This is a genomic window from Nonomuraea sp. NPDC052634, assembly GCF_040678535.1.
Classification (GTDB): Bacteria; Actinomycetota; Actinomycetes; order Streptosporangiales; family Streptosporangiaceae; genus Nonomuraea; species Nonomuraea fastidiosa.
The window spans coordinates 227,420-240,338 of sequence record NZ_JBFATY010000011.1; the positions used below are offsets into that span (position 1 = coordinate 227,420).

A 12,919-nucleotide genomic window follows, 5' to 3' on the forward strand; every position below is an offset into this window, starting at 1 on the left:
GCGTACGCGCTATGGGCACCACACTGAGCGTGTCGCAACGGCTGAGCTACGCAGGAAGTTCTACCACCCGCGGGGAACGGCTCGCAGGCGCATGAATGCCCATGTAGCAGGGGTTTGCAGCCCGGTTACCGAGTAAAGGGGCGGCGTTGAGCGGGGAGACAAAACGGATTCAGGCGGCCTTGTTTCCGATATAGCACGCACAAGACCGCCTGAAATGGGGAGCGCCCCGGCGGCCCGTGAACAAAGGGTCGCGAAAACAAATGTCACGGGCCGGGGGCGCGGTATTTTCCGGGTCGCGATGGACGCGCGCGACCGGATCAGGCGGGCAGCAGGGCGTCCGCCGACTCGAACGGAAAACGGTCGGCGAAGGCCGGGCGCAGGTCCGTCAGCCAGACCGCGTTGGGGTCGAAGCGCGCGAAGAAGGGCCGTCCCACGAGCGACGGGTCGCGAGCCTGGATGAAGTGGAGGACGAACACCTTCTCGCCGGCGATCTCGGTGACGCCGTCGACGCACACCTTGCCGGGCGTGGCCGACATGGACGGCCCGCGTACGGTCCGGCACAGACCGGAGACCGAGGCGTAGGCGTCCCTGAAGATCTCGTACGCCCGCGCCAGCGGGACCGCGAAGTAGTCCTGAGGACCGGTGTCGCGCTCGACGAACATGTAGTAGGGGATCATCCCCATCCGGAGCTGCCGCCGCCACATGCCCGCCCAGATGGCCGGGTCGTCGTTGATCGACTTGATCAGCGGCGCCTGCGTCCTGATCGTGGCCCCGCTGCCGAGGATGTTCTTGACCGCCTCCTCGACCAGCGGCGACTCCAGCTCCCGCGGGTGCGAGAAGTGGGCCATGAACGCGAGGTTCTTGCCCGACGCGACCACCTGCTCGAACAGCCGCAGGGTGTCGCCGGCGTCGGGGTCGCTGGTGAAGCGCTGCGGCCAGTAGGCGAGCGACTTGGTGCCGATCCTGATGCTCTCGAGCTGCTCAAGCTCCATGAGCGGCTCGATGTAGCGCCTGACCACGGGCTCACCCATGATCATCGCGTCACCGCCGGTGATCAGCACGCTGGTCACCTCGGGGTGCTGCCGGATGTAGCCGACCATCTGGTCGATGTCGTCCGAGGCGAACTTCAGGTCCGCGTCGCCGACGAACTGCGCCCACCGGAAGCAGTAGGTGCAGTAGGCGTGGCAGGTCTGCCCCTGTTTGGGGAAGATCAGCACGGTCTCCGGATACTTGTGCTGCAGGCCAGGGATGGGCTCGTCGTTGATCTTCGGGACGTTGAGCTCCTTCTGGCCCGCCGGGTGCGGGTTGAGCTGGGCGCGGACTCGATTGGCCTCGGCCTGGATCTCAGCGTTCGGCGCCTCGGCCTTGAGCAGGTCGGCCAGCCGGGCGACGTCGGCAGCGGGCAGCATGTCCTCCTGTGGGAAGACGAGCCGGTAGATCGGGTCGTCGGGTGCGGCCGACCAATCTATGAGTTCATCCACGACGTAGGCGTTGGTCCGGAAAGGCAGCACCGTGGCGACGGCGCGCACCTTGAGGCGCTCGTCGTCCCCGAGCCCCGCACGCCGCAGAAGCTCGTCGAGGTGCTTGGACGTGTACGCCCGGAAGCGTCGCGTGCCAGCTTGGTTCAAGATCACTAGGCCTTTCCCATCTTTTTTGTTCGATCGGGTGTAAACCTCACGACCCTGTCGCGCGTCTACGGTTCTTAATACCCGGACGCGCGCACTACCGTCACCGGTTCCGCCGGTCTCCAAGTTTTCCTTGAGGTTCGGGACACTCGCGACATATCGCGATCCGGCATAGACTGACTTATCGTGACCCAGGATCCAGAGCTCCGCGCCTCAGACGCCGACCGCGACCGCGTGGCCGCCATCCTGTCCGAGGCGCTCGCCACAGGAAGACTCACCAGCGTCGAGCACGCCGACCGCCTGGACCTGGCGTACAACGCCAAGACCGTCGGCGAGCTCGTCCCCCTCACCCGCGACCTGCCCGACGTGTCCGCCTCCGGGGTGCCCTCGACCATCGAGAAGCAGGTCATCAACTCCACCTTCAGCAAGATCGTCCGCAAGGGCCGGTGGGTGGCCTCCCGGCACCTCACGCTCTCGGCCGGCTTCGGCGCGCTCATCATCGATCTGTCCGACGCCGTGCTGCCCGGCCGCGAGATCACCCTCGAGACCAGGGCGCATTTCAGCAAGGTCATCGTCAGGGTGCCCGCCGACGCCCACGTCATCGACGAGGGCAGCTCGATCTTCGGCAAGCGCAACGTGAACGCGGGCGACCGCGGCGACGGCCCGCTGATCAGGCTGACCGGTTCCTCGGCGTTCTCCAAGGTGATCGTCACGCGCGGAAAGGACGACTGGAACCTGCACTAGCCTCGACGTGCGAGTGGAACGCCCCCGGCCGGGCACCATGAGGGCCTACCTGCCGGTTAACCTGGCAGCTGCCTTGCCTGCGGTGCGGACATCCGAGCCCGCCCACCGGCCCATGCCGTGACGGCGGGCTCGAAGCCGTACGAGGTGACCATTTGTCAGACACCAGGCCGATCGCGCTCGACGCCATGGGCGGCGACCACGCCCCGCACGAGATCGTGGCGGGGGCCGTGCACGCCGTACGCGAGCGCGGCCTGCCCGTCGTGCTCGTCGGCTCGCCCCGCGTGCTGTACGAGGCGCTCGCCGACCACGACGCCACCAAGGAGATCCCGATCGTCCGGGCCGAGGAGGCCCTGGCCATGGACGAGGGCGCGCTGGCCAGCCTGCGCCGCCCCCGCTCCAGCATCGCGATCGCCTGCCACCTCGTCCGCCGCGGCGACGCCGCAGCGGTCGTCTCCGCAGGGTCCACCGCCGGCGTCGTCGCCACCGGCAGGCTGCGGCTCAAGGGCCAGCAGGGCGTGCTCAGGCCCGCCATCGCCGTCTCGCTCCCCACACAGCCCACCCCGACCGTGCTCGTGGACGCCGGCGCCAACGCCGAGGCCAAACCGGAGATGCTGGTGCAGTTCGCCCAGCTCGGCACCACGTACGCCGAGCTCGCCCACGGCGTCGCCGAGCCCAGGGTGGGCCTGCTCACGATCGGCAGCGAGGCGGAGAAGGGCAACAAGGTCGTCAGGCGCGCCCACGAGCTGCTCCAGGCCGCGCCCGGCGTGAACTTCGCCGGCAACGTCGAGGGCCACGACCTGCTGACCGGCAAGGTCGATGTCATCGCCTCCGACGGCTTCACCGGCAACGTCGCGCTGAAGACCATGGAGGGCGCCGTCCGCTACGCCTTCACCGAGCTGCGCGAGGCCATCGGCGACAGCCGGCTGGCCAGGCTGGGCGCGGCGCTGCAACGCTCCCGCATCCGCGAGCTGCGCCGCCGACTCGATGCCGAGGCCTACGGCGGTGCGGTGCTGCTCGGGCTGAACGGTACTGTGGTCATCGCCCACGGCGCCTCCAAGGCCCAGGGCATCAGCGCCGCCTGCCGGCTCGCCGCCGACCTGGCGGCCGCCGGCATCGTGCCCGCCATCGGCGAGCGGATGTCGGCGACGGGCCGGCCGCATCGATTGTGGTAATAGGGCGAAGTCACCCCCGAGGAAGGGTGCCGACCCTTTAGGGTGTGTCACCGATCCACAGAAACGGGGGGTTATGTGGACGGGCTCACCTCGGTGGTCCACGGGCTCACATCCGCCCAGGTAGCGAGGGCCAAGGCCAACCACGTGCCGCGGCGTTCCAGCAGGTCGCTGAGCGCCATCCTCAGGGCGAACGTGCTGACCCGGTTCAACCTCGTCATCGGCGTGCTCTGGGCGCTGATCCTGATCTTCGGCGAGTGGCAGGACGGCCTGTTCGGGCTGGTCATCGTGGCCAACGCGCTGATCGGCATCGTCCAGGAGGTGCGCGCCAAGCGCACGCTCGACCGGCTCGCGGTCATCAACGAGGCTCCCGTACGCGTGCGCCGCGACGGCGAGGAACGCCTGATCAGCCCCCGCGAGGTGGTGCTCGGCGACCTCATCCTGCTGGGCCCCGGCGACCGGCTGCTGGTGGACGGCGAGGTCGTGGAATCCGACGGCCTGGAGGTCGACGAGTCGCTGCTGACCGGCGAGGCCGACCCCGTGCACAAGCGGCCGGGCGATCAGGTGCTGTCGGGCAGCTTCGCGGTGGCGGGCAGCGGCGCGTTCGTCTCGACCAGGGTCGGCACCGACGCCTACGCCGTACGGCTGGCCGAGGAGGCGAGCCGCTTCCACCTCGCGCACTCCGAGCTGCGCGCCGGCGTGGCCGACTTCATCAAGTACATCACCTGGCTGGTCGTCCCGATCGGCGCCCTGCTGATCTACAGCCAGCTGCACAACTCGGCCGACCTGGGCACCGCCATCACCGGCGCGGTCGCGGGCATCGTCACCATGATCCCCGAGGGGCTGGTGCTGATGACGTCCATCGCGTTCGCCGTCGGCGTCGTACGCCTCGGCCGGCGCCGCTGCCTGGTCCAGGAGCTGCCCGCCATCGAGGGGCTGGCCAGGGTCGATGTGCTCTGCCTCGACAAGACCGGCACGCTCACCGCCGGCGGCATGGACCTCGACCAGGTGCTGCCCGTACGCGACGACGAGCCGGTCGAGCCAGCGCTGGCCGCCATGGCGCACCTCGACGCCCGGCCCAACGCCACCGCCGAGGCCATCAGGGCCCGCCACCCCGCGCCGCCGGCCGGCTGGACCGCCCGCGACACCGTGCCGTTCTCCTCGGCGCGCAAGTGGAGCGGCGCCGACTTCGGCGAGCGCGGCACCTGGCTGCTCGGCGCGCCCGACGTGCTGCTCAAGGGCGGCGACGCCTACGACAGGGCCGCCGAGCTGGCCGCCTCCGGCGCGCGGGTCCTCGCGCTGTGCCGCGCCGACAGCCTGGATGCCGCCGAGCGCGGCCACGCCGTGGTCGAGCCCGTCGCGCTCGTCACGTTCTGCCAGCGCATCAGGCCCGACGCCCGCGAGACCCTGCGCTACTTCGCCGAACAGGGCGTCACGGTCAAGGTCATCTCCGGCGACAACCCGCTCGCGGTCTCGGCCATCGCCGCCGGCCTCGGCATCCCCGGCGCCGAACACGCGGTGGACGCCCGTACGCTCCCCCACGACGACCCCGCCGCGCTCGGCGAGATGCTCGACTCCCACACCGTCTTCGGCCGCGTCACCCCGCAGCAGAAGCGCGAGTTCGTCACCGCGCTGCAGGCCCGCGGCCACACCGTCGCCATGACCGGCGACGGCGTCAACGACGTGCTCGCGCTCAAGGACGCCGACCTCGGCATCGCCATGGGCGCGGGCAGTCCGGCCACCAAGGCGGTCGCGCAGGTCGTGCTGCTCGACAACACCTTCGCCACGCTGCCCCACGTCGTCGGCGAGGGCCGCCGCGTGCTCGCCAACATCGAACGCGTCTCCAACCTGTTCCTCACCAAGACCTTCTACGCGATCGTGCTGTCGCTGCTCGTCGGCGTGGCGGGCGTCGCGTTCCCGTTCGCGCCCCGCCATTCGACGCTGACGAACTTGCTGGTCATCGGCATCCCCGCGATCTTCCTCGCGCTCGCGCCCACACTCGAACGCTCACAGCCCGGGTTCGTGGCCCGGGTGCTGCGCTTCGCCGTACCGGCCGGGGTGCTGTGCGCGCTGGCGGTGATGGCGACGTTCTGGGCCGCACACGACGCCGCCGCCCCGCTGCTGGAGAACCAGACCGCCGCCGTGATCACGCTCTTCCTCACCACATGGTGGGTGCTCGTGCTCATCGCCAGGCCGCTCACCTGGTGGCGCGGCGTGCTGGTCGCGGCCATGGCGGCGCTGTTCGCGGCCGGGTTCGCGCTGCCGTTCGTCAGGAAGTTCTTCGCACTCGAACCGGGCGGTCTCGGCGACGTTCTGACCGCCGTCGGCATCTCGCTCGTGGCGGCGGTAACGATAAGCGTGGCGGTCAAGCTCGCCGGTACCCTTAGACCATGACCGACCCGCAGAAAGTGCTCACCGAGCGCGTCCAGCAGGCGCTGGGCCGCGCGTTCGGCTCCGAGTACGCCGACGCAGACCCGCTGATCCGGCCCTCCCAGTTCGCCGACTTCCAGGCGAACGTCGCGATGAGCCTGGCCAAGCGCCTGCGACGGAGCCCGCGGGAGGTCGCCGAGGCGATCAAGGCGGAGCTGTCCGACTTCCCCGGCACGGTCGAGGTCAGCGGCCCCGGCTTCCTCAACATCACGCTCGCCGACGGCTGGATCGCGTCCGAGGCCGACGAGATGCTCGGCGACAAGCGGCTCGGCGTCGGCCTCAGCACCCCGCCGCAGACCGTCGTGATCGACTACTCCGCGCCCAACGCGGCCAAGGAGATGCACGTCGGCCACCTGCGCACCACCATCGTCGGCGACGCGCTGGCCCGCCTGCACGAACACGTGGGCAACACCGTCATCAGGCAGAACCACCTCGGCGACTGGGGCACCCCGTTCGGCATGCTCATCGAGCACCTGCTCGACATCGGCGAGCCGACCGCCATCGCCCAGCTCGAAGCCGGTCAGGGCACGGAGTTCTACCAGGCGGCGCGCGCCAAGTTCGACAGCGACGACGACTTCAAGGCCCGCGCCCGCAAGCGCGTCGGCACCCTCCAGTCGGGCGACCCCGAGACGCTGCGCCTGTGGCACGTCTTCATGGACGCCACCGTGCGCTACTTCAACAAGGTCTACGACCTGCTGGGCGTCACGCTCACCGACGCCGACATCGCCGGCGAGAGCATGTACAACCCCATGCTGCAGAAGACCTGCGACGACCTTGAGGCGTCCGGCACCGCGAAGATCAGCGAGGGCGCGCTCTGCGTCTTCCCGCCCGGCTTCACCGGCCCCGACGACAAGCCGCTGCCGCTCATCATCAGAAAGAGCGACGGCGGCTACGGCTACGCCACCACCGACATGGCGGCCATCCGCTACCGCGTCCACGACCTCAAGGCCGACCGCATCCTCTACGTCGTCGGCAGCGACCAGGCGCTGCACTTCCGCATGGTGTTCGCCGCCGCCAAGATGGCCGGCTGGCTGCCCGACAGCGTCTCGGCCGAACACGTCCAGATCGGCATGATGCTCGGCAAGGACGGCCGCCGCTTCAAGACCCGCTCCGGCGAGTCGGTCAAGCTGATGGACCTGCTCCAGTCGGCCGTCGACAAGGCGTACGCGCTGATCGCCGAGCGCGGCTACGACGAGGAGACCCGCAAGGAGATCGCGCGGGCGGTCGGCATGGCCGCGGTGAAGTACGCCGACCTGTCGGTCAGCCACGACAGCGAATACGTCTTCGACCTCGACCGCATGGTGGCCTTCACCGGCAACACCGGCCCCTACCTGCAATACGCCCAGGCCCGCATCCGCTCCATCTTCCGCAGGGGCGGCCTCGATCCCGACGACGCGACCGGCCCCATCAGGCTGGGCGCCGCACCCGAGCGGGCGCTCGCCCTGCAGCTGCTCGGCTTCGGCACCGTCGTCGAGCAGGCCACGGAGCTGAGCGAGCCCCACCGGCTGTGCGCGTACCTCTACGCCACCGCCTCCGCCTTCACCGACTTCTTCGAGCAGTGCCCGGTGCTCAAGGAAGGCGTCGACCCCGAGACCCGGGCCTCCAGGCTCGCCCTGTGCGCGCTGACGCTGCGGGTGATGGAGACGGGGCTCAACCTCCTCGGTGTCCCTGTCCCCGAGCGCATGTAAACCGGCACGTTGGCTCAAAGTCTCCCGTACCGTCATGGGCGCGCCTCCACCGGGTTGGCGCGCCCCAACGGCTAGGCTTTACGCGGTCATGAACCGCGGCCGAAACGGGGAGTTCTCTGCCTTGAGCACGGACCTGACTGCGAGCCCCCCAGCAGCGACCGAGCTGCATCGCTATGCCGAGGCGCTGATCGCGCACCTCGCCGCCAAGGGCACCGCGCCACCGGCCGCACCGAGCTTCAGCGACATACCCGGCTACTGGCTGCCGCCCGCCGTCGAGGCGCTGGTCGCGCTGCTCGCCGGCGAAGACCCGATGGAGCCGCTGAGCCGGGCCGCCGGGCGCGACCAGCAGCAGACCGCGCTCTTCCTCTGCCTCGCCCTGGCCGTCTCCGGTCAGGGCAGCCGCATCCACGCCTCGTGGCTCGGCACCGCCTTCGGCGAGCTGTCGGTCGACCGGCCCGTCACCCACGGCCAGCGCTCGCTCTGGCTGGCCGCCGCCAGAGGCGCGTACGGCCCCGCCGGCAAGATCTTCGTGCTGCGCAAGCTCGACGCGCTCGCCGTCCAGGACCACGCCGACGCCGAGCAGTGGATCCAGGCGCTGGTGCCCGGTGAGCCCTCCGTCGTCGTGCCGCCGTCGCTGGCCGACTTCCCCGAGATGGCGGAGATCCCCGAGCTGGCCAAGCCCGCCATGGCCGCCGCCCGCCTGGCCAGGCTGCGCGCCCGCTGCGCCGAGATCACCTCCGCCCGGCAGGGCGATCAGACCGCCGGCGCCCCGCTCGACAACAGCGCGGGCGAACCCGTCACCAACTGGGCCGAGGACGAACCGCTCGCCGTGCTGCGCTCGCTCATCGGCCAGGGCGGGCCCGCGGGGCCGATGGCCTCGCTCCACACGTACCTGCTCGACGACCTGCGTCCCGGCGCAGACCCGCACCTCGCGGCGATCGCGCTGCACGTGGCCGCCCCGATCCTGCGCGGCGCGGCCGAGGAGCTTGAGGCCGACAGCCGCCTCGAGCCTCCCGAGACGCTCACCGTGCCGCTGCTCGGCCACCGCATCCGGCTGCGTCCCGAGGGCCCCGACCAGACGTCGCTGGCCGCGGCCGAGGAGTCCATCCGCACGGAGGGCATGACGCCGCCCGGGCGGCCGTGGGCCGCGATCGTCCTCATCGTCCTCGGCGTGGCCTGCCTGGTCGGCGCCGTCGTGGCCGAATTGCTGCTCGCCGCCGCGGCCGTCGCCATGATCGGTCTGGCCGGCTGGCGGCTCTGGCAGCGCCGCAAGAAGATCGAGGCGGATGCTCGTTACGTCGACAAGCAGGTCAGCGAGCTTCGTGAGCTGGCCGAAGGGGCGGTGTGGGCGCTGCACGCGTACGCCCGTGAGGCCGAGGCCCGCGCCAAGCAGGCCGCCGAAGACGCCACCGAGCTCACCCGCCTCATCCGCCGCGGCCCCCGCGCCGCCCACTGACCGCCCTGACGCCCGGCATCCACCACCTGGTACAACCCGCCACGTGAGCGTCACCGTCACTGACGCAGCGCGGGTGACGGCGGGAGCGGACCACCGGCCTGACGCAGCAGGAGAGCCGCCGAGCCCCGCCACTGTCACCGCGCCGCAGCGGGAGAGCCCCACGGCCGGCCACCACCTTCGTCGCGGTGCCGCAAGACGCCGCCCACGGGCGCTTGGACGGCTGCAGATCGCGAGGACCGCCCGCGTGGGGCACAGACCAAGTCATGCCTGCGTCGCGCACATATCGCGAGGGCGAACGGCATGGGGCGCACACCGAGTCACGCCCGCGTCAGGCGCAGATCACGAGAACTACCCGCGTGAGGCGCACACCGACTCACACCCGCGTCAGGCGCAGATCACGGGGGCCGCCCACGTCAGGCGCACACCGATTACCGCTCGCTGCGAGGCTCCGCGGCAGGCCGGTGACGTCGTTCTCCTGGCTCCGCACTCGAGCGCTCACGAAGGGTGATGACCGAGGCGCCCAGGAGCCCCTCGGCAGAAACAGGAGAAAGGCAGGCGGCCTGGGACCGGGAGGGAGACGGCCCAAACCCGCAACGACATCAACCCGGAGAACTACCGAGACCCGCACGGCATCGATCCGGAAGACGGCCTGGCCCTGCACGACATCGACCCAGGAAGAAGGCATCGCCCCAGGGCGACGGCCCGAGCCCGCACGCGCGGCATCCGCACGACACCGAGACGACCTCATGACGGCACCGGAAAGAAACCCGGCCACCTCGGCCGGGCCCGGCGCGCGGAACCACCGGCAGGAACCGGTGTGGCCCGGTCAGGTGACCTCGATCTCCACGTGCGCCGGCGCGAGCAGGAACACCCGCTCCGCAATGCGCTCGATCCGCCCCTCGCACCCGAACACCAGCCCGGCCGCGAAGTCCACCATCCGCGTCGCCTCAGACATCGACATGGCCGTGACGTCCATGATCACCGTCTGACCGTCACGGAAATGCTGGCCGATCACCGGTGCGTCGTTGTACTTGAGCGGCTGCACCATGACGATGCGCGACGAGTCGACATTCGCACGCCACCTGCGGGCTGCCCGCTCGGTCGCCGGGACGTACTCGTCCTCGTACTGGTCGTCGTACTCGTAGCCCTCGTCGTAGTGCTCGACCCCGCTCAATCCAAGGTAGCTCACCACCTTGTGCACTGCCCCCATCGGCTTGTCCTTTCCTCAGGAACTCACCGTAATCGGCACGTCCCTACACATTGGACGGTAACCGACGATTCCGCATTCGCCACGCGACACGCCCAGCCCTAATTCCATTTTGTACAGCTTGCAGCCCGCTTGCAGCTGGATATCCGCCCCCCGTATACCATCGGGCCCATGCGCCTGTTCACCGTCGACGCCTTCACCGGCACGGCTTTCAAGGGTAATCCCGCCGCCGTCTGCCTGCTGGACTCTCCGGTTACTGATCGATGGATGCAGAGCGTAGCGGCCGAGATGAACCTCTCTGAGACCGCTTTCCTGCTTGGAGATTCCCTGCGCTGGTTCACCCCGGCCGTCGAGGTGACGCTGTGTGGTCACGCCACGCTGGCCACCGCGCACGTCCTCTATTCGACCGGAGCCGCGACGGGCCCGCTCGAATTCAGCACCGCCAGCGGCACCCTTACCGTGAATCGCCGTCCCGACGACATGATCACAATGGATTTCCCGGCCAAGGACGTGACCCCTGTCGCCGTTCCACCCGGCCTGGAGAAAGCGCTCGGCGTCACCCCGGTCCGGGTCGGAAAAAGCCGACTCGACCTGCTGGTGGAGCTGGACTCGGCGGAAACCGTACGCGACCTGACGCCCGATATCGCGGCGCTGGCCGAGGTGGACGCGAGAGCCGTCATCGTCACCGCCCTCGGCACCGACACGGACTTCGTCTCCCGTTTCTTCGCGCCGAACGTCGGCGTCCCCGAAGACCCGGTGACGGGCTCCGCTCATTGCGCGCTCGCGCCGTACTGGGCGGCGCGCCTCGGGCGTACGTCTTTGGTGGGGGCGCAGCTGTCCAAGCGCGGCGGCATCATCCACGTCACGCACGCCGGTGACCGCGTCCACTTGGCGGGGCAGGCGGTCACGGTGATGTCCGGCACCCTCCACGTCTGAACAAGCAGCGCCGGCCGGGTGCGGTGGTGCTGAGCTGCCGAAAACCGGTTTCGGACCGCCCCGGCGGCCTTTTAGGGTAGCCGGGTGGCAACAGACGTTATCGTGCTCAACGGCGGTTCCAGCTCCGGTAAGACCGGCATCGTACGGTGCCTCCAGGCCATCCTCCCCACCCCGTGGCTCGCCCTCGGGGTGGACACCATGGTGGACGCGCTGCCTGCGGCGCTGCAGGCGTCGGAGGAGGGGCTCGACATCAGTCCCGACGGCACGGTGAACGTCGGGGCCGAGTTCGCCGCCCTTGACCGCGCCTGGTCGGAGGGCGTGGCCGCGATGGCCCGGGCCGGCGCCCACATCATCATCGACGACGTCTTCCTCGGCGGTGCCGCCTCCCAGGAACGCTGGCAGAAGGCCCTCGCCGGGCTCGACGTGCTGTGGGTGGGCATCAAGTGCGACAAAGAGGTGGCGGCCGGCCGGGAGCTCGCCCGCGGCGACCGCACTCGCGGCATGGCCGCGCAGCAGGCAGAGCTCGTCCACAAGGGCGTCATGTACGACCTGGAGGTGGACACCACGCGCGCCGAGTCCCTTGAGTGCGCCAAAATCATCGCCGCCCACGTCACCACCTGACGACGCCCCGGCAGGCCGTATGCAGCCGACAATGCTCTGAGCACCGCACGGCCTCTGGGGAGGAGACGCCTGATGCCGCAACGCCAGCAGGTCACCGTCGACGTCCACGTGATCCTCGAACGAGGCGACGACGTCCTCCTCTGCCTGCGCCAGGGAACCGGCTACCGGGACGGCTGGTTCTGCCTCCCCTCAGGGCATCTCGAGGAGGGCGAGACCGTCATCGACTGCGCGGTACGGGAGACCCGCGAAGAGGTCGGCGTCCACGTCGACCCCGCCGCGCTGCGACCGGCGACCGTTCTGCGCCACCTCAACCCCGAGGGACAGCCCCGCATCGGCTTCTTCTTCGCCACCACGCAGTGGACCGGCACCATCGTCAACGCCGAGCCGCATAAGTGCGCCGCCGTCGAATGGTTCCCCGCCCACCGCCTCCCGGAGAACACGGTCCCGTACACGATCGCCGGCCTCCGGCACTACCACCGCAACCAAGGCATAGGCACCCACGGCTGGCCCACCCTCCCCGGAAATTGACTCGGCCTCACGCCGGTACCAGGATCTGGGCGGAGAATCCGCGGTTACGTCCCCTCAAGTGGTGTAGAACCGGCCCTCATCGGCGCGTCGCCTTCGACGCAAGGGGGCCGTCTCCGTGCGGCTCACGCAGAGCCGCTGACGACTGATTCTCGGTGTCTACCGACCATGATTCTCAAAGTCGTGCGGCCTGCCCATGATTCTCAGAGTCGTGCGGCCTGCGCAGGAGCGGCTACAGAGATGCGCGCTGAGGCGGCTTGACGGATCGCTCGCAACCTCCTCAGACGCGGGGCAGGAGGCGCTGTTGGCGAGCTCTAGGCCGGCGACGACATGGCCTCACGAGCTCCAGAGCCTCTGGAAAATATCCGGGCATGCAAAAGAGGGGCCCCAACACCCAAAACAAGTGTCAGAACCCCTCAATTGAAAGATTGTCCGGCGGTGACCTACTCTCCCACACCCTCCCGAGTGCAGTACCATCGGCGCTGAGAAGCTTAACTTCCGGGTTCGGAATGTAACCG

The 12,919-nt window shown here is 69.7% G+C and carries 10 protein-coding genes and 1 rRNA gene; 8 read left to right on the top strand and 3 right to left on the bottom strand.

What is annotated here, in order from left to right; genetic code table 11:
* Positions 1–317: 317 nt before the first annotated feature.
* Positions 318–1,634: a lysine 2,3-aminomutase gene (locus tag AB0K67_RS34115; RefSeq protein ID WP_364068357.1), complete on the bottom strand. Its 1,317-nt coding sequence runs from the start codon at positions 1,632–1,634 to the stop codon at positions 318–320.
* 177 nt (positions 1,635–1,811) lie between these two features.
* Here AB0K67_RS34115 and AB0K67_RS34120 point away from each other — a divergent pair, with 177 nt between their 5' ends.
* From AB0K67_RS34120 to AB0K67_RS34140, 5 genes are all read left to right on the top strand, one after another.
* Complete coding sequence (locus tag AB0K67_RS34120; protein WP_364068359.1) at positions 1,812–2,369, top strand: DUF1707 domain-containing protein; 558 nt, start codon at positions 1,812–1,814, stop codon at positions 2,367–2,369.
* A gap of 152 nt (positions 2,370–2,521) precedes the next feature.
* Positions 2,522–3,541 (top strand): phosphate acyltransferase PlsX, encoded by a 1,020-nt coding sequence (gene plsX / locus AB0K67_RS34125; protein WP_364068361.1) that lies wholly within the window; start codon positions 2,522–2,524, stop codon positions 3,539–3,541.
* Between the two features lie 75 nt (positions 3,542–3,616).
* Positions 3,617–5,932, top strand: a complete 2,316-nt coding sequence (locus AB0K67_RS34130; RefSeq protein WP_364068363.1) for an HAD-IC family P-type ATPase — start codon at positions 3,617–3,619, stop codon at positions 5,930–5,932.
* A complete protein-coding gene (argS, locus tag AB0K67_RS34135) occupies positions 5,929–7,656 on the top strand; it encodes an arginine--tRNA ligase (protein WP_364068365.1) in 1,728 nt (575 codons plus the stop codon). Before AB0K67_RS34130 ends, argS begins: the two co-directional genes overlap by 4 nt.
* 121 nt (positions 7,657–7,777) lie before the next feature.
* Positions 7,778–9,112: a hypothetical protein gene (locus tag AB0K67_RS34140; RefSeq protein ID WP_364068367.1), complete on the top strand. Its 1,335-nt coding sequence runs from the start codon at positions 7,778–7,780 to the stop codon at positions 9,110–9,112.
* An 826-nt stretch (positions 9,113–9,938) separates the two neighbouring features.
* Here the strand turns inward: AB0K67_RS34140 and sepF are convergent.
* A complete protein-coding gene (gene sepF, locus AB0K67_RS34145) occupies positions 9,939–10,322 on the bottom strand; it encodes a cell division protein SepF (protein ID WP_364068369.1) in 384 nt (127 codons plus the stop codon).
* Positions 10,323–10,490: 168 nt separating this feature from the next.
* Between sepF and AB0K67_RS34150 the strand changes: the two genes are divergently transcribed.
* From AB0K67_RS34150 to AB0K67_RS34160, 3 genes are all read left to right on the top strand, one after another.
* Complete coding sequence (locus AB0K67_RS34150; protein ID WP_364068371.1) at positions 10,491–11,255, top strand: PhzF family phenazine biosynthesis protein; 765 nt, start codon at positions 10,491–10,493, stop codon at positions 11,253–11,255.
* An 84-nt stretch (positions 11,256–11,339) separates the two neighbouring features.
* Positions 11,340–11,876 (top strand): chloramphenicol phosphotransferase CPT, encoded by a 537-nt coding sequence (cpt, locus tag AB0K67_RS34155; RefSeq protein WP_364068373.1) that lies wholly within the window; start codon positions 11,340–11,342, stop codon positions 11,874–11,876.
* 72 nt (positions 11,877–11,948) lie between these two features.
* The gene (locus tag AB0K67_RS34160) at positions 11,949–12,404 is read left to right on the top strand and encodes an NUDIX domain-containing protein (RefSeq protein ID WP_364068375.1); all 456 of its coding nucleotides are present in this window, start codon (positions 11,949–11,951) and stop codon (positions 12,402–12,404) included.
* A gap of 427 nt (positions 12,405–12,831) precedes the next feature.
* On the opposite strand, the gene rrf is transcribed toward AB0K67_RS34160, so the two are convergent.
* Positions 12,832–12,919: ribosomal RNA gene (gene rrf, locus AB0K67_RS34165) — 5S ribosomal RNA — on the bottom strand; the annotation flags it as partial.